Raw genomic sequence first — 23359 nt, forward strand, 5'->3', positions numbered from 1 at the left:
GTGAACACGTAATTCATTACGAAGTTTAATTCTGTGAGCATCAAACTTAAATTGAAGAGTTTGATCATGGCTCAGATTGAACGCTGGCGGCAGGCCTAACACATGCAAGTCGAACGGTAACAGGAAGCAGCTTGCTGCTTTGCTGACGAGTGGCGGACGGGTGAGTAATGTCTGGGAAACTGCCCGATGGAGGGGGATAACTACTGGAAACGGTAGCTAATACCGCATAACGTCGCAAGACCAAAGAGGGGGACCTTCGGGCCTCTTGCCATCGGATGTGCCCAGATGGGATTAGCTAGTTGGTGAGGTAACGGCTCACCAAGGCGACGATCCCTAGCTGGTCTGAGAGGATGACCAGCCACACTGGAACTGAGACACGGTCCAGACTCCTACGGGAGGCAGCAGTGGGGAATATTGCACAATGGGCGCAAGCCTGATGCAGCCATGCCGCGTGTATGAAGAAGGCCTTCGGGTTGTAAAGTACTTTCAGCGGGGAGGAAGGTGTTGTGGTTAATAACCGCAGCAATTGACGTTACCCGCAGAAGAAGCACCGGCTAACTCCGTGCCAGCAGCCGCGGTAATACGGAGGGTGCAAGCGTTAATCGGAATTACTGGGCGTAAAGCGCACGCAGGCGGTCTGTCAAGTCGGATGTGAAATCCCCGGGCTCAACCTGGGAACTGCATTCGAAACTGGCAGGCTTGAGTCTCGTAGAGGGGGGTAGAATTCCAGGTGTAGCGGTGAAATGCGTAGAGATCTGGAGGAATACCGGTGGCGAAGGCGGCCCCCTGGACGAAGACTGACGCTCAGGTGCGAAAGCGTGGGGAGCAAACAGGATTAGATACCCTGGTAGTCCACGCCGTAAACGATGTCTATTTGGAGGTTGTTCCCCTGAGGAGTGGCTTCCGGAGCTAACGCGTTAAATAGACCGCCTGGGGAGTACGGCCGCAAGGTTAAAACTCAAATGAATTGACGGGGGCCCGCACAAGCGGTGGAGCATGTGGTTTAATTCGATGCAACGCGAAGAACCTTACCTGGTCTTGACATCCACAGAACCTTGTAGAGATACGAGGGTGCCTTCGGGAACTGTGAGACAGGTGCTGCATGGCTGTCGTCAGCTCGTGTTGTGAAATGTTGGGTTAAGTCCCGCAACGAGCGCAACCCTTATCCTTTGTTGCCAGCGGTCCGGCCGGGAACTCAAAGGAGACTGCCAGTGATAAACTGGAGGAAGGTGGGGATGACGTCAAGTCATCATGGCCCTTACGACCAGGGCTACACACGTGCTACAATGGCATATACAAAGAGAAGCGACCTCGCGAGAGTAAGCGGACCTCATAAAGTATGTCGTAGTCCGGATTGGAGTCTGCAACTCGACTCCATGAAGTCGGAATCGCTAGTAATCGTGGATCAGAATGCCACGGTGAATACGTTCCCGGGCCTTGTACACACCGCCCGTCACACCATGGGAGTGGGTTGCAAAAGAAGTAGGTAGCTTAACCTTCGGGAGGGCGCTTACCACTTTGTGATTCATGACTGGGGTGAAGTCGTAACAAGGTAACCGTAGGGGAACCTGCGGTTGGATCACCTCCTTACCTTAAAGAACCTGCCTTTGTAGTGCTCACACAGATTGTCTGATGAAAATTAGCAGTAAAAAATCTCTGCAGGCTTGTAGCTCAGGTGGTTAGAGCGCACCCCTGATAAGGGTGAGGTCGGTGGTTCAAGTCCACTCAGGCCTACCAAATTCCTTCTGATACTGCGTTGCGGCAACGCTCATATACTGATGTATGCTTCGCGTTACCACGCCTTGTCTCAGAACGAATTAAGGTTGATGAGATTAACTACGATGGGGCTATAGCTCAGCTGGGAGAGCGCCTGCTTTGCACGCAGGAGGTCTGCGGTTCGATCCCGCATAGCTCCACCATATTTACTGCAAAACCCAAGAAAACTTCAGAGTGTACCTGAAAAGGTTCACTGCGAAGTTTTGCTCTTTAAAAATCTGGATCAAGCTGAAAATTGAAACGACACACAGTCAATGTGTGTTCGAGTCTCTCAAATTTTCGCAACACTGACGGTGTTTTACGAAACATCTTCGGGTTGTGAGGTTAAGCGACTAAGCGTACACGGTGGATGCCCTGGCAGTCAGAGGCGATGAAGGACGTGCTAATCTGCGAAAAGCGTCGGTAAGGTGATATGAACCGTTATAGCCGGCGATGTCCGAATGGGGAAACCCAGTGCAATTCGTTGCACTATCGTTAAGTGAATACATAGCTTAACGAGGCGAACCGGGGGAACTGAAACATCTAAGTACCCCGAGGAAAAGAAATCAACCGAGATTCCCCCAGTAGCGGCGAGCGAACGGGGAGCAGCCCAGAGCCTGAATCAGCATGTGTGTTAGTGGAACGGTCTGGAAAGGCCGGCGATACAGGGTGACAGCCCCGTACACAAAAGTGCATATGTTGTGAGCTCGATGAGTAGGGCGGGACACGTGGTATCCTGTCTGAATATGGGGGGACCATCCTCCAAGGCTAAATACTCCTGACTGACCGATAGTGAACCAGTACCGTGAGGGAAAGGCGAAAAGAACCCCGGCGAGGGGAGTGAAAAAGAACCTGAAACCGTGTACGTACAAGCAGTGGGAGCCTCTTTTATGGGGTGACTGCGTACCTTTTGTATAATGGGTCAGCGACTTATATTCTGTAGCAAGGTTAACCGAATAGGGGAGCCGAAGGGAAACCGAGTCTTAACTGGGCGTTAAGTTGCAGGGTATAGACCCGAAACCCGGTGATCTAGCCATGGGCAGGTTGAAGGTTGGGTAACACTAACTGGAGGACCGAACCGACTAATGTTGAAAAATTAGCGGATGACTTGTGGCTGGGGGTGAAAGGCCAATCAAACCGGGAGATAGCTGGTTCTCCCCGAAAGCTATTTAGGTAGCGCCTCGTGAACTCATCTTCGGGGGTAGAGCACTGTTTCGGCTAGGGGGTCATCCCGACTTACCAACCCGATGCAAACTGCGAATACCGAAGAATGTTATCACGGGAGACACACGGCGGGTGCTAACGTCCGTCGTGAAGAGGGAAACAACCCAGACCGCCAGCTAAGGTCCCAAAGTCATGGTTAAGTGGGAAACGATGTGGGAAGGCTCAGACAGCCAGGATGTTGGCTTAGAAGCAGCCATCATTTAAAGAAAGCGTAATAGCTCACTGGTCGAGTCGGCCTGCGCGGAAGATGTAACGGGGCTAAACCATGCACCGAAGCTGCGGCAGCGACACTATGTGTTGTTGGGTAGGGGAGCGTTCTGTAAGCCTGTGAAGGTGTGCTGTGAGGCATGCTGGAGGTATCAGAAGTGCGAATGCTGACATAAGTAACGATAAAGCGGGTGAAAAGCCCGCTCGCCGGAAGACCAAGGGTTCCTGTCCAACGTTAATCGGGGCAGGGTGAGTCGACCCCTAAGGCGAGGCCGAAAGGCGTAGTCGATGGGAAACAGGTTAATATTCCTGTACTTGGTGTTACTGCGAAGGGGGGACGGAGAAGGCTATGTTGGCCGGGCGACGGTTGTCCCGGTTTAAGCGTGTAGGTGTGTGTTCCAGGTAAATCCGGTTCACTTTAACACTGAGGCGTGATGACGAGGCACTACGGTGCTGAAGTAACAAATGCCCTGCTTCCAGGAAAAGCCTCTAAGCATCAGGTAACATCAAATCGTACCCCAAACCGACACAGGTGGTCAGGTAGAGAATACCAAGGCGCTTGAGAGAACTCGGGTGAAGGAACTAGGCAAAATGGTGCCGTAACTTCGGGAGAAGGCACGCTGATATGTAGGTGAAGTGATTTACTCATGGAGCTGAAATCAGTCGAAGATACCAGCTGGCTGCAACTGTTTATTAAAAACACAGCACTGTGCAAACACGAAAGTGGACGTATACGGTGTGACGCCTGCCCGGTGCCGGAAGGTTAATTGATGGGGTTATCCTTAGGGAGAAGCTCTTGATCGAAGCCCCGGTAAACGGCGGCCGTAACTATAACGGTCCTAAGGTAGCGAAATTCCTTGTCGGGTAAGTTCCGACCTGCACGAATGGCGTAATGATGGCCAGGCTGTCTCCACCCGAGACTCAGTGAAATTGAACTCGCTGTGAAGATGCAGTGTACCCGCGGCAAGACGGAAAGACCCCGTGAACCTTTACTATAGCTTGACACTGAACACTGGTCCTTGATGTGTAGGATAGGTGGGAGGCTTTGAAGTGTGGACGCCAGTCTGCATGGAGCCAACCTTGAAATACCACCCTTTAATGGCTGGTGTTCTAACGTGGGCCCGTAATCCGGGTTGCGGACAGTGTCTGGTGGGTAGTTTGACTGGGGCGGTCTCCTCCTAAAGAGTAACGGAGGAGCACGAAGGTTAGCTAATCCTGGTCGGACATCAGGAGGTTAGTGCAAAGGCATAAGCTAGCTTGACTGCGAGCGTGACGGCGCGAGCAGGTGCGAAAGCAGGTCTTAGTGATCCGGTGGTTCTGAATGGAAGGGCCATCGCTCAACGGATAAAAGGTACTCCGGGGATAACAGGCTGATACCGCCCAAGAGTTCATATCGACGGCGGTGTTTGGCACCTCGATGTCGGCTCATCACATCCTGGGGCTGAAGTAGGTCCCAAGGGTATGGCTGTTCGCCATTTAAAGTGGTACGCGAGCTGGGTTTAGAACGTCGTGAGACAGTTCGGTCCCTATCTGCCGTGGGCGCTGGAGAATTGAGGGGGGCTGCTCCTAGTACGAGAGGACCGGAGTGGACGCATCACTGGTGTTCGGGTTGTCATGCCAATGGCACTGCCCGGTAGCTAAATGCGGAAAAGATAAGTGCTGAAAGCATCTAAGCACGAAACTTGCCCCGAGATGAGTTCTCCCTGACCCTTTAAGGGTCCTGAAGGAACGTTGAAGACGACGACGTTGATAGGCCGGGTGTGTAAGCGCAGCGATGCGTTGAGCTAACCGGTACTAATGAACCGTGAGGCTTAACCTTACAACGCCGAAGCTGTTTTGGCGGATTTGAGAGAGAATTTCAGTTCAGCTTGATAACAGATTATGTCACTTCGTGGAAACGGGGTGATAAAACAGAATTTGCCTGGCGGCTGTAGCGCGGTGGTCCCACCTGACCCCATGCCGAACTCAGAAGTGAAACGCCGTAGCGCCGATGGTAGTGTGGGGTCTCCCCATGCGAGAGTAGGGAACTGCCAGGCATCAACAGTGAAGAAGCCCATCCTGACGGATGGGCTTTTTTGCGTCTGTGCACCACGGAAAATGCCGGATGGCGGCTTCGCCTTATCCGGCCTACGGCAAGGGGGAATCCTCTGTATAACGCTAGCCCGCCATAATACAAGCCATACTGCGGCAGATGCGGTAAACTAACCGCGATTTTGCATCAGGAAAGCGTCTATGAATCACTCCCTTAAATCCTGGAATACCTTTGGCATCGATCAAAATGCCAATGAGATTGTTTGCGCCGAAAATGAACAACAGCTACTGAATGCCTGGCAATCCGCCAATGCGTTGCATCAGCCGGTACTGATACTGGGTGAAGGGAGTAACGTCCTGTTTCTTGATACCTTCCGCGGAACGGTGATCGTCAACCGTATCAAAGGCATTGAGGTGACAGAGCAACCGGATGCCTGGCTGCTGCATGTCGGCGCGGGTGAAAACTGGCATCACCTGGTACAGCACACGCTACAGCTTGGCATGCCGGGTCTGGAAAACCTGGCGCTGATCCCCGGCTGTGTCGGTTCTTCACCGATCCAGAATATTGGTGCTTACGGCGTGGAGCTCCAACGAGTTTGTGATTACGTTGACTGTGTTGAGCTGGCGACAGGAAAATCGCTGCGCGTCAGTGCGGCAGAGTGTCGATTTGGCTATCGTGACAGTATCTTCAAACATGAATATCAGGATCGTTTCGCGATCGTTGCAGTGGGTCTACGCCTGACTAAGCAATGGCAGCCAGTGTTGACCTATGGTGACCTGACGCGTCTGGATCCGGCCACAGTAACGCCCCGGCAGGTGTTTGATTCGGTTTGCCATATGCGCATGACGAAACTGCCCGATCCGAAAGTAAACGGTAATGCGGGCAGCTTTTTTAAGAACCCCGTAGTGGTGGCTGATGTGGCACAGGCATTATTGTCTCAATTCCCGAATGCGCCCCATTATCCTCAGCCTGATGGTTCAGTAAAGTTGGCGGCAGGTTGGCTCATTGATCAGTGTCAGTTGAAAGGCTCCGGGATCGGAGGGGCAGCAGTGCATCGTCAACAGGCCCTAGTGCTGATCAATGCTGATAATGCGACAAGCAAAGATGTTGTTCAGCTGGCGCACCTTGTTCGTACGAAAGTGGGTGAAAAATTTAACGTCTGGCTGGAGCCTGAAGTGCGCTTCATCGGGCAAACAGGCGAAGTCAATGCTGTGGAGATCATTGCATGAAGGATAATACCGTTCCTCTGACGCTTATCTCCTTACTGGCCGATGGCGAGTTTCATTCCGGCGAGCAACTGGGTGAAAAGTTGGGGATGAGTCGGGCTGCCATCAATAAACACATCCAGACCTTACGTGACTGGGGTGTCGACGTCTTTACCGTGCCAGGTAAAGGATACAGTTTGCCTGAGCCGATTCAGTTACTGGATGCCGACCGTATATACAGCCAGTTGGATCGCGGTACGGTGGCAGTGCTTCCGGTTATCGATTCCACCAATCAATACCTGCTGGACCGTATAGATCTGTTACAGTCAGGCGATGCCTGCGTGGCGGAATATCAACAGGCAGGCCGTGGACGTCGTGGGCGTAAGTGGTTCTCTCCCTTTGGTGCAAACCTTTATCTTTCGATGTTCTGGCGTCTGGAGCAGGGACCGGCCGCAGCGATCGGCTTAAGCCTGGTGATCGGTATCGTGATGGCCGAGGTGCTGCGCGATCTCGGTGCTGATAAAGTTCGGGTGAAGTGGCCAAACGATCTCTATCTGCTGGATCGCAAACTGGCGGGGATCCTGGTCGAATTAACGGGTAAGACGGGCGATGCTGCGCAGATCGTCATTGGTGCCGGCATTAACATGGCGATGCGTCGTGTGGAAGAAGACGTGGTGAATCAGGGATGGATTACGCTGCAGGAAGCCGGGATTACGCTCGATCGCAACACGCTGGCCGCGAGGCTCATTCGTGAATTGCGTACCGCGTTGGAATTATTTGAGCAGGAAGGACTGGCTCCTTATCTTTCCCGTTGGAAAAAACTCGATAACTTTATTAATCGTCAGGTAAAACTGATCATCGGCGAAAAAGAAATATACGGTACTTCGCGAGGGATCGACGCACAGGGTGCATTACTACTGGAACAGGATGGTGTGATAAAACCGTGGGTTGGGGGAGAAATCTCCCTGAGAAGTGCAGAATAATAAAAAGGGAGCTTTCGCTCCCTTTTTTAATTATTTCCGCAGGCGAACCTGTTCGACGGCATGATTCGCGCTCTTGGTCATGATAAGACTCGCGCGCTCACGCGTGGGTAAAATGTTTTGCTTTAAATTCAGCCAGTTAATTTCTTTCCATAATGAGGTGGCCGTATTGATTGCCTCCTCTTCCGTCAGTTTCGCATAGTTATGGAAATAAGAGTCGGGGTCGGTAAACGCCCCCTCGCGGAATTTAAGAAAGCGATTGATATACCATGTCTGCAGTAACTCTTCCGGCGCATCAACATAAATAGAGAAATCGACGAAGTCCGAAACAAATACATGATGTGGGTCGTGCGGATAATCCATCCCACTCTGCAAAACATTGAGTCCTTCGAGAATTAATATATCGGGCTGGGCAACGGTTTTATCCCCGTCAGGGATCACATCATAAATCAGATGCGAATAAACCGGAGCGGTGACGTTTGGCACGCCGGATTTGAGGTCGGAGACAAACTTGACCAAACGGTGCATGTCATACGATTCAGGAAAGCCTTTCTTCTTCATTAACCCACGGTCTTTTAATACCTGGTTTGGATGAAGAAAACCATCGGTGGTGATTAGCTCAACGCGGCGATGTTCTGGCCAGCGACTCAGTAGCGCCTGTAATACACGCGCGGTGGTGCTTTTCCCTACCGCCACACTGCCAGCAATACTGATGATATAAGGAATGCGCTCACCGTTAGTGCCCAGAAACTGTTCGAGAACAGCCTGACGGCGCAGGTTCGAGCTGATATAGAAGTTAAGCAAACGCGACAGGGGTAAATAGATCTCTGCTACTTCTTCCAGCGATAAATCTTCATTAATCCCCTTTAACCGCGCGATCTCTTCTTCAGTAAGGGTCATCGGCACGGAATCACGAAGCGCAGCCCACTGGTTGCGGTTAAAATGTAGGTAAGGCGTCATTAACGTTTGCTCTTTTATACTCATAAGCATGTTTCTGGCTGTCATTACACCATCAGGGCAGTGATAAAAAGCGCATCATCCCCGGCATGCAATGGCACGTCACATTTCAGTTAATTTGGACAATGGGCAGGAGGGTAACACCAGATGGGAGGGAATAATAAGAAAAAATCTCTTCCTGGTGCCATTACCTGAAAAGTAATGTGACAGATATTCCAGATGTGCAGACGATGATTTGAGGCGTTAGAAGTGCCAGCTGGCGCAGGTGGGAGGAAATGGGCTGCCAGATAATGTCGAAATTTTATGCTAAGCTGACTGAAAATACGTCATTTATTGGCCGTATAGCGCAAAATGTGAGCAATAGAACATTTTATGCAATTTTTTAGTTGCATGAGTTCGCAGGTCTCCATAGAATGCGCGCTACTTGATGCCGACTTAGCTCAGTAGGTAGAGCAACTGACTTGTAATCAGTAGGTCACCAGTTCGATTCCGGTAGTCGGCACCATCAAGTCCGGTGGGGTTCCCGAGCGGCCAAAGGGAGCAGACTGTAAATCTGCCGTCACAGACTTCGAAGGTTCGAATCCTTCCCCCACCACCACTTTCTGGCAGCAATTGCTGTCTGAGCTGGTTAAGAAAATAATCGGCTCGAATGAGAAAAGAGACTTGTCTCTTTTTTTGTTACAGAAAGAACTGGGTAGCCGAGTTTCAGGATGCGGGCATCGTATAATGGCTATTACCTCAGCCTTCCAAGCTGATGATGCGGGTTCGATTCCCGCTGCCCGCTCCAGACGTGCTGATATGGCTCAGTTGGTAGAGCGCACCCTTGGTAAGGGTGAGGTCCCCAGTTCGACTCTGGGTATCAGCACCACTTCACTTCTCCTCCCCGTGTTTTCTCTGTAACGACTCAGTGATTCAACAGTTCAGGCATATCGCCTGGTTGATGTGGTGATATCACCGATTTATCCGTGTCTTAGAGGGACAATCGATGTCTAAAGAAAAGTTTGAACGTACAAAACCGCACGTTAACGTCGGTACTATCGGCCACGTTGACCATGGTAAAACAACGCTGACCGCTGCCATCACTACCGTACTGGCTAAAACCTACGGCGGTGCTGCTCGCGCATTCGATCAGATCGATAACGCGCCGGAAGAAAAAGCTCGTGGTATCACCATCAACACCTCTCACGTTGAATATGACACCCCGACTCGCCACTACGCGCACGTAGACTGCCCGGGCCACGCCGACTATGTTAAAAACATGATCACTGGTGCTGCGCAGATGGACGGCGCGATCCTGGTTGTTGCTGCGACTGACGGCCCGATGCCGCAGACTCGTGAGCACATCCTGCTGGGTCGTCAGGTAGGCGTTCCGTACATCATCGTGTTCCTGAACAAATGCGACATGGTTGATGACGAAGAGCTGCTGGAACTGGTAGAGATGGAAGTTCGTGAACTGCTGTCTCAGTACGATTTCCCGGGCGACGACACGCCGATCGTTCGTGGTTCTGCTCTGAAAGCGCTGGAAGGCGAAGCAGAGTGGGAAGCGAAAATCATCGAACTGGCTGGCTTCCTGGATTCTTACATCCCGGAACCAGAGCGTGCGATTGACAAGCCGTTCCTGCTGCCGATCGAAGACGTATTCTCCATCTCCGGTCGTGGTACCGTTGTTACCGGTCGTGTAGAGCGCGGTATCATCAAAGTTGGCGAAGAAGTTGAAATCGTTGGTATCAAAGAGACTGCGAAGTCTACCTGTACTGGCGTTGAAATGTTCCGCAAACTGCTGGACGAAGGCCGTGCGGGTGAGAACGTAGGTGTTTTGCTGCGTGGTATCAAACGTGAAGAAATCGAACGTGGTCAGGTACTGGCTAAGCCGGGTTCCATCAAGCCGCACACCAAGTTCGAATCTGAAGTGTACATTCTGTCCAAAGACGAAGGCGGCCGTCATACTCCGTTCTTCAAAGGCTACCGTCCGCAGTTCTACTTCCGTACAACTGACGTGACTGGCACCATCGAACTGCCGGAAGGCGTAGAGATGGTAATGCCGGGCGACAACATCAAAATGGTTGTTACCCTGATCCACCCGATCGCGATGGACGACGGTCTGCGTTTCGCAATCCGTGAAGGCGGCCGTACTGTAGGCGCAGGCGTTGTTGCTAAAGTTCTCAGCTAATCGCTGATAACATTTGACGCAATGCGCATTAAAAGGGCATCATTTGATGCCCTTTTTGCACGCTTTCGAACCAGAACCTGGCTCATCAGTGATTTTATTTGTCATAATCATTGCTGAGACAGGCTCTGAAGAGGGCGTAGAGCCCGGAATGCCCACATGCATTTCGGCACAAGGTTGACAGGTTAGCCTCGCATTCGCGGGGTGAAATTATTTGTAGAATACTTCTGACAGGTTGGTTTATGAGTGCGAATACCGAAGCTCAAGGGAGCGGGCGTGGCCTGGAAGCGATAAAGTGGATCGTGGTTGTGGCATTGCTGATCGTGGCAATTGTTGGCAACTATCTTTATCGTGACATGATGCTGCCGCTGCGTGCGCTGGCCGTAGTAATTCTGATTGCTGCAGCGGGTGGTGTCGCGCTGTTGACGACAAAAGGTAAAGCGACCGTTGCTTTTGCCCGCGAAGCGCGTACTGAAGTACGTAAGGTCATTTGGCCGACTCGCCAGGAAACATTGCACACCACGCTGATTGTGGCTGCGGTTACCGCAGTAATGTCACTGATCCTGTGGGGACTGGATGGTATTCTGGTTCGCCTGGTTTCCTTTATCACTGGCCTGAGGTTCTGAGATGTCTGAAGCTCCTAAAAAGCGCTGGTACGTCGTTCAGGCGTTTTCCGGTTTTGAAGGCCGCGTAGCAACATCGCTGCGTGAGCATATCAAATTACACAATATGGAAGAGTTGTTTGGCGAAGTCATGGTGCCGACCGAAGAAGTGGTCGAAATCCGTGGTGGTCAGCGCCGTAAGAGCGAGCGTAAATTCTTCCCGGGTTACGTGCTGGTCCAGATGGTCATGAATGACGCGAGCTGGCACCTGGTGCGTAGCGTGCCGCGTGTGATGGGCTTTATCGGCGGTACATCTGACCGTCCGGCGCCGATCAGCGACAAAGAAGTTGATGCGATTATGAACCGCCTGCAGCAGGTTGGTGACAAGCCGCGTCCGAAAACGCTGTTTGAACCGGGTGAAATGGTGCGTGTCAACGATGGCCCGTTTGCTGATTTCAACGGTGTCGTTGAAGAAGTTGACTACGAGAAGTCCCGCCTGAAAGTGTCCGTCTCTATCTTCGGTCGTGCGACCCCGGTAGAACTGGACTTTGCTCAGGTCGAAAAAGCCTAAGCAGCGATCAAAAAAGCGGCGATTTAATCGTTGCACAAGGCGTGAGATTGGAATACAATTTCGCGCCTTTTGTTTTTATGGGCCTGGCCCGTAGAACGATTTTTATATCACGGGGAGCTTCTCTGAAGCGTTATCACCCAATTTGAGGATTATTAGAATGGCTAAGAAAGTCCAAGCCTACGTCAAGCTGCAGGTTGCAGCTGGTATGGCAAACCCGAGTCCGCCGGTTGGTCCTGCTCTGGGTCAACAGGGTGTTAACATCATGGAATTCTGCAAAGCGTTCAACGCTAAGACTGATTCCATCGAAAAAGGTCTGCCGATTCCGGTTGTTATCACCGTTTACGCTGACCGTTCTTTCACCTTCATTACCAAAACGCCTCCGGCAGCTGTTCTGCTGAAGAAAGCGGCTGGTATTAAGTCTGGTTCCGGTAAGCCGAACAAAGACAAAGTAGGTAAAATTTCCCGCGCTCAACTGCAGGAAATCGCGCAGACCAAAGCTGCCGACATGACTGGTGCCGATATTGAAGCGATGACTCGCTCCATCGAAGGTACTGCACGTTCCATGGGCCTGGTAGTGGAGGACTAAGAAATGGCTAAACTGACCAAGCGCATGCGTGTGATCCGTGAGAAAATTGATGCGACCAAACAGTACGACATCAATGAAGCTATCTCTCTGCTGAAAGAACTGGCTACTGCTAAGTTCGTAGAAAGCGTGGACGTTGCCGTTAACCTCGGTATCGACGCGCGTAAATCTGACCAGAACGTACGTGGTGCAACTGTACTGCCGCACGGTACTGGCCGTTCCGTTCGCGTAGCCGTATTTACCCAGGGTGCAAACGCTGAAGCTGCTAAAGCGGCTGGCGCTGAACTGGTAGGTATGGAAGATCTGGCTGACCAGATCAAGAAAGGCGAAATGAACTTTGACGTGGTTATTGCTTCTCCGGATGCAATGCGCGTTGTTGGCCAACTGGGCCAGGTTCTGGGTCCGCGTGGCCTGATGCCAAACCCGAAAGTGGGTACTGTAACCCCTAACGTTGCTGAAGCGGTTAAGAACGCTAAAGCAGGTCAGGTTCGTTACCGTAACGACAAAAACGGCATCATCCACACCACCATCGGTAAAGTGGATTTTGACGCTGACAAACTGAAAGAAAACCTGGAAGCTCTGCTGGTTGCGCTGAAGAAAGCAAAACCGACTCAGGCGAAAGGCGTGTACATCAAGAAAATCAGCATCTCCACCACCATGGGTGCTGGTGTTGCCGTTGATCAGGCTGGTCTGAGCGCTTCTGCGAACTAAGATTAGCTTTACGTGGGCGGTGGATTTGTCTACAATTCTACCCCCACGATTCTGTTGAAAGAGACAGACGCTATGTGAGTCATTTGAATTGCGGCCAATGCGGTTGAGATTCAAATGTCGAAGTCATAGAAAAGATTTGTTCGTTGGAGCCTGGCCTATCCAGGCCTCCGTCGAAGACCGCAGGTGTTTCGTAAGAGACTTAATCCCCTGCGTAGACGGTGACAGAACGCTAAGATTATTTTTGGATACTCTGGCTTGTTTCTGCTCACCGTATTAAGACGCTCTTTTCGTTGGAAAGAGTGAAGTGAGTTCCGGAACATGAGTTCCGGCAAACATCCAGGAGCAAAGCTAATGGCTTTAAATCTTCAAGACAAACAAGCGATTGTTGCTGAAGTCAGCGAAGTAGCCAAAGGCGCGCTGTCTGCAGTAGTTGCGGATTCCCGTGGCGTAACTGTAGATAAAATGACTGAACTGCGTAAAGCAGGTCGTGAAGCTGGCGTTTACATGCGTGTTGTTCGTAACACCCTGCTGCGCCGCGTCGTTGAAGGTACTCAGTTCGAGTGCCTGAAAGACACGTTTGTTGGTCCGACCCTGATTGCATACTCTATGGAACACCCGGGCGCTGCTGCTCGTCTGTTCAAAGAGTTCGCGAAAGCGAATGCAAAATTTGAGGTCAAAGCCGCTGCCTTTGAAGGCGAGCTGATCCCGGCGTCTCAGATCGACCGCCTGGCAACTCTGCCGACCTACGAAGAAGCAATTGCACGCCTGATGGCAACCATGAAAGAAGCTTCGGCTGGCAAACTGGTTCGTACTCTGGCTGCTGTACGCGATGCGAAAGAAGCTGCTTAATTGCAGTTATCTTTTTAAAGCATCTGCTTACGTATAAACTTATTCTGATATTCAGGAACAATTTAAATGTCTATCACTAAAGATCAAATCATTGAAGCAGTATCCGCTATGTCCGTAATGGACGTTGTAGAACTGATCTCTGCAATGGAAGAAAAATTCGGTGTTTCCGCTGCTGCTGCTGTAGCTGTAGCTGCTGGCCCGGTTGAAGCAGCTGAAGAAAAAACTGAATTCGACGTAATTCTGAAAGCTGCTGGCGCTAACAAAGTTGCTGTAATCAAAGCAGTACGTGGCGCAACTGGCCTGGGTCTGAAAGAAGCTAAAGACCTGGTAGAATCTGCTCCGGCCGCTCTGAAAGAAGGCGTGAGCAAAGATGACGCAGAAGCACTGAAAAAATCTCTGGAAGAAGCTGGCGCTGAAGTTGAAGTTAAATAAGCCAACCCTTCCGGTTGCAGCCTAAGAAATTAGGCTGATGGCTGGTGACTTTTTGGTCACCAGCCTTTTTGCGCTGTAAGGCGCCAGTAGCGTTTCACACTGTTTGACTACTGCTGTGCCTTTCAATGCTTGTTTCTATCGACGACTTAATATACTGCGACAGAGCGTCCGTTCTGGGTAAATCGCAATGAAATGGTTTAAGCGTGATAGCAACAGGCATTGCGGAAAGTATTCGATTTTCCGGTCAACAAAATAGTGTTGCACAAACTGTCCGCTCAATGGACAGATGGGTCGACTTGTCAGCGAGCTGAGGAACCCTATGGTTTACTCCTATACCGAGAAAAAACGTATTCGTAAGGATTTTGGTAAACGTCCGCAAGTACTGGACATACCTTATCTCCTTTCTATCCAGCTTGACTCGTTTCAGAAGTTTATCGAGCAAGATCCTGAAGGGCAGTATGGTCTGGAAGCTGCCTTCCGTTCCGTATTCCCAATTCAGAGCTACAGCGGTAATTCCGAGCTGCAATACGTCAGCTACCGCCTTGGCGAACCGGTGTTTGACGTTCAGGAATGTCAGATCCGTGGCGTGACCTATTCCGCACCGCTGCGCGTAAAACTGCGTCTGGTGATCTACGAGCGCGAAGCGCCGGAAGGCACCGTTAAAGACATTAAAGAACAAGAAGTCTACATGGGCGAAATTCCGCTCATGACCGACAACGGTACCTTTGTTATCAATGGTACTGAGCGTGTTATCGTTTCCCAGCTGCACCGTAGTCCTGGCGTCTTCTTTGACTCCGACAAAGGTAAAACCCACTCTTCGGGTAAAGTGCTGTATAACGCGCGCATCATTCCTTACCGTGGTTCCTGGCTGGACTTCGAATTCGATCCGAAGGACAACCTGTTCGTACGTATCGACCGTCGCCGTAAATTGCCTGCGACCATCATTCTGCGTGCGCTGAACTACACCACTGAGCAGATTCTGGATCTGTTCTTTGAAAAAGTTATTTTCGAGATTCGCGACAACAAGCTGCAGATGGAGTTGGTGCCGGAACGCCTGCGTGGTGAAACCGCCTCCTTCGACATCGAAGCGAACGGCAAAATCTACGTTGAGAAAGGCCGTCGTATCACTGCGCGTCACATTCGCCAACTGGAAAAAGATGATATCAAACACATCGAAGTTCCGGTTGAGTACATTGCAGGAAAAGTATCCGCAAAAGATTACGTTGATGCTTCAACTGGCGAGCTGATCTGCCCGGCGAACATGGAGCTGAGCCTGGATCTGCTGGCGAAACTGAGCCAGTCTGGTCACAAACGTATCGAAACCCTGTTCACCAACGATCTGGACCACGGCCCGTACATTTCTGAAACCGTACGCGTCGACCCAACCAACGATCGTCTGAGCGCGCTGGTAGAAATCTACCGCATGATGCGCCCGGGTGAACCGCCGACGCGTGAAGCGGCTGAAAGCCTGTTTGAGAACCTGTTCTTCTCTGAAGACCGTTATGACCTGTCTGCGGTCGGTCGTATGAAGTTCAACCGTTCTCTGCTGCGCGACGAAATCGAAGGTTCCGGTATCCTGAGCAAAGACGACATCATTGAAGTGATGAAGAAGCTCATCGATATCCGTAACGGTAAAGGCGAAGTCGATGATATCGACCACCTCGGCAACCGTCGTATCCGTTCCGTAGGCGAAATGGCGGAAAACCAGTTCCGCGTTGGCCTGGTACGTGTTGAGCGTGCGGTGAAAGAGCGTCTGTCTCTGGGCGATCTGGATACCCTGATGCCTCAGGACATGATCAACGCCAAACCGATTTCTGCCGCAGTGAAAGAGTTCTTCGGTTCCAGCCAGCTGTCTCAGTTTATGGACCAGAACAACCCGCTGTCTGAGATTACGCACAAACGTCGTATCTCCGCACTCGGCCCAGGCGGTCTGACCCGTGAACGTGCCGGCTTTGAAGTTCGAGACGTACACCCGACTCACTACGGTCGCGTATGTCCAATCGAAACGCCTGAAGGTCCGAACATCGGTCTTATCAACTCCCTGTCCGTGTACGCACAGACTAACGAATATGGCTTCCTTGAGACGCCGTACCGTCGTGTTGTTGATGGCGTGGTAACTGATGAGATTCATTACCTGTCTGCTATTGAAGAAGGTAACTTCGTTATCGCTCAGGCGAACTCCAACCTGGATGACGATGGCCACTTCGTAGAAGATCTGGTTACCTGCCGTAGTAAAGGCGAATCCAGCTTGTTCAGCCGTGATCAGGTTGACTACATGGACGTTTCCACCCAGCAGGTGGTTTCTGTCGGTGCGTCCCTGATCCCGTTCCTGGAACACGATGACGCCAACCGTGCATTGATGGGTGCGAACATGCAACGTCAGGCGGTTCCGACTCTGCGCGCTGATAAGCCGCTGGTAGGTACCGGTATGGAACGTGCTGTTGCCGTTGACTCCGGTGTAACTGCGGTGGCTAAACGTGGCGGTACCGTTCAGTACGTGGATGCATCCCGTATCGTTATCAAAGTTAACGAAGACGAGATGTACCCGGGCGAAGCAGGTATCGACATCTACAACCTGACCAAATACACCCGTTCTAACCAGAACACCTGTATCAACCAGATGCCGTGTGTGTCTCTGGGTGAGCCGGTTGAACGTGGTGACGTGCTGGCTGATGGCCCGTCTACCGACCTCGGTGAACTGGCGCTCGGTCAGAACATGCGCGTCGCGTTCATGCCGTGGAATGGTTACAACTTCGAAGACTCCATCCTCGTCTCCGAGCGTGTTGTCCAGGAAGACCGTTTCACTACCATCCACATTCAGGAACTGGCGTGCGTGTCCCGTGACACCAAGCTGGGGCCGGAAGAGATCACCGCTGACATCCCGAACGTGGGTGAAGCTGCGCTCTCCAAGCTGGATGAATCCGGTATCGTTTATATCGGTGCGGAAGTGACCGGTGGCGACATTCTGGTTGGTAAGGTAACGCCGAAGGGTGAAACCCAACTGACGCCGGAAGAGAAACTGCTGCGTGCGATCTTCGGTGAGAAAGCGTCTGATGTTAAAGACTCTTCTCTGCGCGTACCAAACGGTGTTTCCGGTACGGTTATCGACGTTCAGGTCTTTACGCGCGATGGCGTAGAAAAAGACAAACGTGCGCTGGAAATCGAAGAGATGCAGCTGAAGCAGGCGAAGAAAGACCTGTCTGAAGAACTGCAGATCCTCGAAGCGGGCCTGTTTAGCCGTATCCACGCTGTGCTGGTTTCCGGTGGCGTTGAAGCTGAGAAGCTCGACAAACTGCCGCGTGACCGCTGGCTGGAACTCGGCCTGACCGACGAAGAGAAACAAAATCAGCTGGAACAACTGGCTGAGCAGTATGACGAACTGAAACACGAGTTCGAGAAAAAACTCGAAGCGAAACGCCGCAAAATCACTCAGGGCGACGATCTGGCACCGGGCGTGCTGAAGATTGTTAAGGTATATCTGGCGGTTAAACGCCGTATCCAACCTGGTGACAAGATGGCAGGTCGTCACGGTAACAAGGGTGTTATCTCTAAGATCAACCCGATCGAAGATATGCCTTACGATGAAAACGGCACGCCGGTAGACATCGTACTGAACCCGCTGGGCGTACCGTCTCGTATGAACATCGGTCAGATTCTGGAAACCCACCTGGGTATGGCTGCGAAAGGTATCGGCGATAAGATCAATGCCATGCTGAAACAGCAGCAGGAAGTCGCGAAACTGCGTGATTTCATCCAGCGTGCGTACGATCTGGGCGCTGACGTTCGTCAGAAAGTTGACCTGAATACCTTCAGCGATGAAGAAGTTCTGCGTCTGGCTGAAAACCTGCGCAAAGGTATGCCAATCGCAACGCCGGTGTTTGACGGTGCGAAAGAAGCGGAAATTAAAGAGTTGCTGAAACTGGGTGACCTGCCGACTTCCGGCCAGATTACTCTGTTCGATGGCCGTACGGGTGAGCAGTTCGAGCGTCCGGTAACCGTAGGTTACATGTACATGCTGAAACTGAACCACCTGGTCGACGACAAGATGCACGCGCGTTCTACCGGTTCTTATAGCCTGGTTACTCAGCAGCCGCTGGGTGGTAAGGCGCAGTTCGGTGGTCAGCGCTTCGGGGAGATGGAAGTGTGGGCGCTGGAAGCTTATGGCGCAGCATACACCCTGCAGGAAATGCTCACCGTTAAGTCTGATGACGTGAACGGCCGTACGAAGATGTATAAAAACATCGTCGATGGCAACCATCAGATGGAACCGGGCATGCCGGAATCCTTCAACGTACTGTTGAAAGAGATTCGTTCGCTGGGTATCAACATCGAGCTGGAAGACGAGTAACTCTCGCTCAAACAGGTCACTGGTGCTGGCGTAACCGCCAGCACCAGATTGTGCTAACTCCGACGGGAGCAAATCCGTGAAAGACTTATTAAAGTTTCTGAAAGCGCAAACTAAAACCGAAGAGTTTGATGCGATCAAAATTGCTCTGGCCTCGCCAGACATGATCCGTTCATGGTCTTTCGGTGAAGTTAAGAAGCCGGAAACCATCAACTACCGTACGTTCAAGCCTGAGCGTGACGGCCTTTTCTGCGCCCGTATCTTTGGGCCGGTAAAAGACTACGAGTGCCTGTGCGGTAAGTACAAGCGCCTGAAACACCGTGGTGTTATCTGTGAGAAGTGCGGCGTTGAAGTGACCCAGACTAAAGTACGCCGTGAGCGTATGGGCCACATCGAGCTGGCGTCTCCGACCGCTCACATCTGGTTCCTGAAATCGCTGCCGTCCCGTATCGGCCTGCTGCTCGATATGCCGCTGCGCGATATCGAACGCGTACTGTACTTCGAATCCTATGTGGTTATCGAAGGCGGCATGACGAATCTGGAACGCCAGCAGATCCTGACTGAAGAACAGTATCTGGATGCGCTGGAAGAGTTCGGTGACGAATTCGACGCGAAGATGGGTGCGGAAGCTATTCAGGCCCTGCTGAAGAGCATGGATCTGGAGCAAGAGTGTGAAACTCTGCGTGAAGAGCTGAACGAAACCAACTCCGAAACCAAGCGTAAGAAGCTGACCAAGCGTATCAAACTGCTGGAAGCGTTCGTACAGTCTGGCAACAAGCCAGAGTGGATGATCCTGACCGTTCTGCCGGTTCTGCCGCCAGATCTGCGTCCGCTGGTTCCGCTGGATGGTGGTCGTTTCGCAACGTCCGATCTGAACGATCTGTATCGTCGCGTGATCAACCGTAACAACCGTCTGAAACGTCTGCTGGATCTGGCTGCGCCTGACATCATCGTACGTAACGAAAAACGTATGCTGCAGGAAGCAGTTGACGCCCTGCTGGATAACGGTCGTCGTGGTCGTGCGATCACCGGTTCTAACAAACGTCCTCTGAAATCTTTGGCCGATATGATCAAAGGTAAACAGGGTCGTTTCCGTCAGAACCTGCTCGGTAAGCGTGTTGACTACTCTGGTCGTTCTGTTATCACCGTAGGTCCATACCTGCGTCTGCATCAGTGCGGTCTGCCGAAGAAAATGGCACTGGAGCTGTTCAAACCGTTCATCTACGGCAAGCTGGAACTGCGTGGCCTCGCCACCACCATCAAAGCCGCGAAGAAAATGGTTGAGCGCGAAGAAGCTGTCGTTTGGGATATCCTGGACGAAGTGATCCGCGAACACCCGGTACTGCTGAACCGTGCACCAACACTGCACCGTCTGGGTATCCAGGCATTTGAACCGGTACTGATCGAAGGTAAAGCCATTCAGCTGCACCCGCTGGTTTGTGCGGCATATAACGCCGACTTCGATGGTGACCAGATGGCTGTTCACGTACCGCTGACGCTGGAAGCCCAGTTGGAAGCGCGTGCGCTGATGATGTCTACCAACAACATCCTGTCTCCTGCGAACGGTGAGCCAATCATTGTTCCTTCTCAGGACGTTGTATTGGGTCTGTACTACATGACCCGTGACTGTGTTAACGCCAAAGGCGAAGGCATGGTGCTGACTGGCCCGAAAGAAGCTGAGCGTATTTATCGCGCTGGCCTGGCCTCTCTGCATGCGCGCGTTAAAGTGCGTATCACTGAATACGAAAAAGATGCTAACGGCGAGTTCGTTGCGCACACCAGCCTGAAAGACACGACCGTTGGCCGTGCCATTCTGTGGATGATCGTACCGAAAGGTCTGCCTTTCTCCATCGTCAACCAGGCGCTGGGCAAGAAGGCTATCTCCAAGATGCTGAACACTTGCTACCGTATTCTGGGGCTGAAACCGACCGTTATTTTTGCGGACCAGACGATGTACACCGGCTTTGCTTATGCAGCGCGTTCAGGTGCATCCGTTGGTATCGATGACATGGTCATCCCGGAGAAAAAACACGAGATCATCTCTGAAGCGGAAGCGGAAGTTGCTGAGATCCAGGAGCAGTTCCAGTCTGGTCTGGTAACCGCCGGCGAACGCTACAACAAAGTTATCGATATCTGGGCCGCAGCGAACGATCGTGTATCCAAAGCGATGATGGACAACCTGCAGACTGAAACCGTGATTAACCGTGACGGCGTAGAAGAACAGCAGGTTTCCTTCAACAGCATTTACATGATGGCCGACTCCGGTGCGCGTGGTTCTGCTGCACAGATTCGTCAGCTGGCAGGTATGCGTGGTCTGATGGCGAAGCCAGATGGCTCCATCATCGAAACGCCAATCACCGCGAACTTCCGTGAAGGTCTGAACGTACTCCAGTACTTCATCTCCACGCACGGTGCGCGTAAAGGTCTGGCGGATACCGCACTGAAAACAGCGAACTCCGGTTACCTGACGCGTCGTCTGGTTGACGTTGCACAGGACCTGGTCGTTACTGAAGATGACTGCGGCACCCTGGAAGGCATCACCATGACGCCGGTTATCGAAGGTGGCGACGTGAAAGAGCCGCTGCGCGATCGCGTTCTGGGTCGTGTGACTGCGGAAGACATTCTGAAGCCGGGTACGGCGGACATTCTGGTTCCACGCAACACGCTGCTGCACGAACAGTGGTGTGACCTGCTGGAAGCGAACTCCGTTGACTCTGTGAAAGTCCGCTCCGTTGTATCCTGTGACACCGACTTTGGTGTGTGTGCGCACTGCTACGGTCGTGACCTGGCGCGTGGCCACATCATCAACAAAGGTGAAGCCATCGGCGTTATCGCGGCACAGTCCATCGGTGAGCCGGGTACACAGCTGACGATGCGTACGTTCCACATCGGTGGTGCGGCATCTCGTGCGGCTGCTGAATCCAGCATCCAGGTGAAAAATAAAGGTAGCATCCGTCTGAGCAATGCGAAGTCGGTTGTGAACTCCAGCGGTAAACTGGTTATCACCTCCCGTAACACTGAGCTGAAACTGATCGACGAATTCGGTCGTACCAAAGAAAGCTATAAAGTGCCTTACGGCTCTGTGATGGCGAAAGGTGATGGTGAGCAGGTTGCCGGCGGCGAAACCGTCGCGAACTGGGATCCGCACACCATGCCGGTTATCACGGAAGTGAGTGGTTTTGTCCGCTTCACTGACATGATTGACGGTCAGACCATTACGCGTCAGACCGACGAACTGACCGGTCTGTCTTCTCTGGTGGTTCTGGATTCCGCAGAACGTACTACCGGTGGTAAAGATCTGCGTCCTGCGCTGAAAATCGTTGATGCTCAGGGTAACGACGTTCTGATCCCGGGTACCGATATGCCTGCGCAGTACTTCCTGCCGGGTAAAGCGATTGTTCAGTTGGAAGATGGCGTACAGATCAGTTCTGGTGACACCCTGGCGCGTGTTCCGCAGGAATCAGGCGGTACCAAGGATATCACCGGTGGTCTGCCGCGCGTTGCGGACCTGTTCGAAGCACGTCGTCCGAAAGAGCCGGCAATCCTGGCTGAAATCAGCGGCATCATTTCCTTCGGTAAAGAAACCAAAGGGAAACGTCGTCTGGTTATCACCCCGGTAGACGGTAGCGATCCGTACGAAGAGATGATTCCGAAATGGCGTCAGCTCAACGTATTCGAAGGTGAACGTGTAGAACGTGGTGACGTGGTTTCCGACGGTCCGGAAGCGCCGCACGACATTCTGCGTCTGCGTGGTGTTCATGCTGTAACTCGTTACATCGTTAACGAAGTTCAGGATGTATACCGTCTGCAGGGCGTTAAGATTAACGATAAACACATCGAAGTTATCGTTCGTCAGATGCTGCGTAAAGCCACCATCGAAAGCGCAGGTAGCTCCGACTTCCTGGAAGGCGAACAGGTTGAATACTCTCGCGTCAAGATCGCTAACCGCGAACTGGAAGCGAACGGCAAAGTGGGCGCAACGTTCTCCCGCGATCTGCTGGGTATCACCAAAGCGTCTCTGGCAACCGAATCGTTCATCTCTGCCGCATCGTTCCAGGAGACCACGCGTGTCCTGACCGAAGCAGCCGTTGCGGGTAAACGCGACGAACTGCGTGGCCTGAAAGAGAACGTTATCGTAGGTCGTCTGATCCCGGCGGGTACCGGTTATGCGTACCACCAGGATCGTATGCGTCGCCGTGCTGCGGGTGAACTCCCGGCTGCACCGCAGGTGACTGCAGAAGACGCCTCTGCCAGCCTGGCAGAACTGCTGAACGCAGGTCTGGGCGGTTCTGACAACGATTAATCGTTGACTGCCTGATAGTAAAAAACCCGCTTCGGCGGGTTTTTTTATGCCTTCTGGCATGTCGTTTGTAGGCCGGATAAGTCGCTTGTGACGCCATCCGGCAAAACATGATGCGTATCAATTGACCGGCGGCAAGCGGCGATACAGTTCAATCATGTCGCCCGCCAGATCCTGAATTACCATCGCGTTCATCAGATGGTCCTGCGAGTGGACGGTGATCAGATTCACCGGAAGCTTACCGGTTCCTTCATCAATACCTATTAGCTGTGTCTGGATTTTATGCGCCAGCTTGACGTAATCGCGCGACTCTTCCATCGCCTGTTCTGCACCGGCAAAGTCGCCCTTGCGGGCCAGTTGCAGGGCAGTCAACGCCTGGCTACGCGCCGAACCGGCATTAACCAGCAACTCCATAATGATGGTTTCTAACTCTTCCATA

General features: G+C 52.2%; 13 protein-coding genes, 6 tRNA genes and 3 rRNA genes. 20 read left to right on the forward strand and 2 right to left on the reverse strand.

Features of this window, described 5'->3' with window-relative positions; translation table 11 throughout:
• Positions 1 to 48: 48 nt before the first annotated feature.
• The 7 genes from GBC03_06050 to birA all read left to right on the forward strand — a co-directional run bounded on the left by GBC03_06050 (position 49) and on the right by birA (position 7406).
• Positions 49 to 1600 (forward strand): 16S ribosomal RNA (locus GBC03_06050).
• Between the two features lie 60 nt (positions 1601 to 1660).
• Positions 1661 to 1737: transfer RNA gene (locus GBC03_06055), tRNA-Ile, on the forward strand.
• Between the two features lie 106 nt (positions 1738 to 1843).
• A tRNA-Ala gene (locus GBC03_06060) sits at positions 1844 to 1919 on the forward strand.
• 170 nt (positions 1920 to 2089) lie between these two features.
• Positions 2090 to 5022, forward strand: a 23S ribosomal RNA gene (locus tag GBC03_06065).
• A gap of 84 nt (positions 5023 to 5106) precedes the next feature.
• Positions 5107 to 5222 (forward strand): 5S ribosomal RNA (gene rrf / locus GBC03_06070).
• The 16S, 23S and 5S rRNA genes sit together here with 2 tRNA genes alongside, the layout of an rRNA operon.
• A gap of 196 nt (positions 5223 to 5418) precedes the next feature.
• Positions 5419 to 6447, forward strand: coding sequence for a UDP-N-acetylmuramate dehydrogenase (murB, locus tag GBC03_06075; GenBank protein QFS69808.1), 1029 nt, complete (start codon positions 5419 to 5421; stop codon positions 6445 to 6447).
• Entirely contained in the window at positions 6444 to 7406 is a 963-nt protein-coding gene (gene birA, locus GBC03_06080) for a bifunctional biotin--[acetyl-CoA-carboxylase] ligase/biotin operon repressor BirA (GenBank protein QFS69809.1), read from the forward strand. Before murB ends, birA begins: the two co-directional genes overlap by 4 nt.
• Before the next feature lie 30 nt (positions 7407 to 7436).
• On the opposite strand, the gene coaA is transcribed toward birA, so the two are convergent.
• Entirely contained in the window at positions 7437 to 8387 is a 951-nt protein-coding gene (gene coaA / locus GBC03_06085) for a type I pantothenate kinase (GenBank protein ID QFS69810.1), read from the reverse strand.
• 402 nt (positions 8388 to 8789) lie between these two features.
• Between coaA and GBC03_06090 the strand changes: the two genes are divergently transcribed.
• From GBC03_06090 to rpoC, 13 genes are all read left to right on the forward strand, one after another.
• A tRNA-Thr gene (locus GBC03_06090) sits at positions 8790 to 8865 on the forward strand.
• Between the two features lie 8 nt (positions 8866 to 8873).
• Positions 8874 to 8958, forward strand: a tRNA-Tyr gene (locus GBC03_06095).
• Positions 8959 to 9072: 114 nt separating this feature from the next.
• Positions 9073 to 9147: transfer RNA gene (locus GBC03_06100), tRNA-Gly, on the forward strand.
• A 5-nt stretch (positions 9148 to 9152) separates the two neighbouring features.
• Positions 9153 to 9228 (forward strand) — tRNA-Thr (locus GBC03_06105).
• A 117-nt stretch (positions 9229 to 9345) separates the two neighbouring features.
• Positions 9346 to 10530 carry an elongation factor Tu gene (gene tuf / locus GBC03_06110; protein ID QFS69811.1) on the forward strand — a complete coding sequence of 395 codons (1185 nt, stop codon included), beginning with the start codon at positions 9346 to 9348 and terminating at the stop codon, positions 10528 to 10530.
• Positions 10531 to 10769: 239 nt separating this feature from the next.
• Positions 10770 to 11153, forward strand: coding sequence for a preprotein translocase subunit SecE (gene secE / locus GBC03_06115; GenBank protein ID QFS69812.1), 384 nt, complete (start codon positions 10770 to 10772; stop codon positions 11151 to 11153).
• A gap of 1 nt (position 11154) precedes the next feature.
• Positions 11155 to 11700 (forward strand): transcription termination/antitermination protein NusG, encoded by a 546-nt coding sequence (gene nusG / locus GBC03_06120; GenBank protein QFS69813.1) that lies wholly within the window; start codon positions 11155 to 11157, stop codon positions 11698 to 11700.
• A 157-nt stretch (positions 11701 to 11857) separates the two neighbouring features.
• The gene (rplK, locus tag GBC03_06125) at positions 11858 to 12286 is read left to right on the forward strand and encodes a 50S ribosomal protein L11 (protein ID QFS69814.1); all 429 of its coding nucleotides are present in this window, start codon (positions 11858 to 11860) and stop codon (positions 12284 to 12286) included.
• A gap of 3 nt (positions 12287 to 12289) precedes the next feature.
• Positions 12290 to 12994, forward strand: a complete 705-nt coding sequence (gene rplA / locus GBC03_06130) for a 50S ribosomal protein L1 (protein ID QFS69815.1) — start codon at positions 12290 to 12292, stop codon at positions 12992 to 12994.
• A 351-nt stretch (positions 12995 to 13345) separates the two neighbouring features.
• Entirely contained in the window at positions 13346 to 13843 is a 498-nt protein-coding gene (gene rplJ, locus GBC03_06135; GenBank protein QFS69816.1) for a 50S ribosomal protein L10, read from the forward strand.
• Between the two features lie 66 nt (positions 13844 to 13909).
• Positions 13910 to 14275 carry a 50S ribosomal protein L7/L12 gene (rplL, locus tag GBC03_06140; protein QFS69817.1) on the forward strand — a complete coding sequence of 122 codons (366 nt, stop codon included), beginning with the start codon at positions 13910 to 13912 and terminating at the stop codon, positions 14273 to 14275.
• 319 nt (positions 14276 to 14594) lie between these two features.
• The gene (gene rpoB / locus GBC03_06145; protein ID QFS69818.1) at positions 14595 to 18623 is read left to right on the forward strand and encodes a DNA-directed RNA polymerase subunit beta; all 4029 of its coding nucleotides are present in this window, start codon (positions 14595 to 14597) and stop codon (positions 18621 to 18623) included.
• A gap of 76 nt (positions 18624 to 18699) precedes the next feature.
• Complete coding sequence (gene rpoC, locus GBC03_06150; GenBank protein QFS69819.1) at positions 18700 to 22923, forward strand: DNA-directed RNA polymerase subunit beta'; 4224 nt, start codon at positions 18700 to 18702, stop codon at positions 22921 to 22923.
• Positions 22924 to 23040: 117 nt separating this feature from the next.
• Here the strand turns inward: rpoC and GBC03_06155 are convergent, their stop codons facing one another.
• On the reverse strand, positions 23041 to 23358 hold the full coding sequence (locus tag GBC03_06155) for a PTS lactose/cellobiose transporter subunit IIA (protein QFS69820.1): 318 nt from the start codon (positions 23356 to 23358) through the stop codon (positions 23041 to 23043).
• Position 23359 lies beyond the last annotated feature (1 nt).

It is taken from the genome of Citrobacter telavivensis (assembly GCA_009363175.1).
Lineage (GTDB): Bacteria > Pseudomonadota > Gammaproteobacteria > Enterobacterales > Enterobacteriaceae > Citrobacter_A > Citrobacter_A telavivensis.

Coding starts and splice junctions, on each gene's coding strand:
- rplA (QFS69815.1), top strand. CDS start 12,290: ATGGCTAAACTGACCAAGCGCATGCGTGTGATCCGTGAGAAAATTGAT.
- secE (QFS69812.1), top strand. CDS start 10,770: ATGAGTGCGAATACCGAAGCTCAAGGGAGCGGGCGTGGCCTGGAAGCG.
- nusG (QFS69813.1), top strand. CDS start 11,155: ATGTCTGAAGCTCCTAAAAAGCGCTGGTACGTCGTTCAGGCGTTTTCC.
- rpoB (QFS69818.1), top strand. CDS start 14,595: ATGGTTTACTCCTATACCGAGAAAAAACGTATTCGTAAGGATTTTGGT.
- tuf (QFS69811.1), top strand. CDS start 9,346: ATGTCTAAAGAAAAGTTTGAACGTACAAAACCGCACGTTAACGTCGGT.
- coaA (QFS69810.1), bottom strand. CDS start 8,387: ATGAGTATAAAAGAGCAAACGTTAATGACGCCTTACCTACATTTTAAC.
- GBC03_06155 (QFS69820.1), bottom strand. CDS start 23,358: ATGGAAGAGTTAGAAACCATCATTATGGAGTTGCTGGTTAATGCCGGT.
- rplJ (QFS69816.1), top strand. CDS start 13,346: ATGGCTTTAAATCTTCAAGACAAACAAGCGATTGTTGCTGAAGTCAGC.
- rplL (QFS69817.1), top strand. CDS start 13,910: ATGTCTATCACTAAAGATCAAATCATTGAAGCAGTATCCGCTATGTCC.
- birA (QFS69809.1), top strand. CDS start 6,444: ATGAAGGATAATACCGTTCCTCTGACGCTTATCTCCTTACTGGCCGAT.
- murB (QFS69808.1), top strand. CDS start 5,419: ATGAATCACTCCCTTAAATCCTGGAATACCTTTGGCATCGATCAAAAT.
- rplK (QFS69814.1), top strand. CDS start 11,858: ATGGCTAAGAAAGTCCAAGCCTACGTCAAGCTGCAGGTTGCAGCTGGT.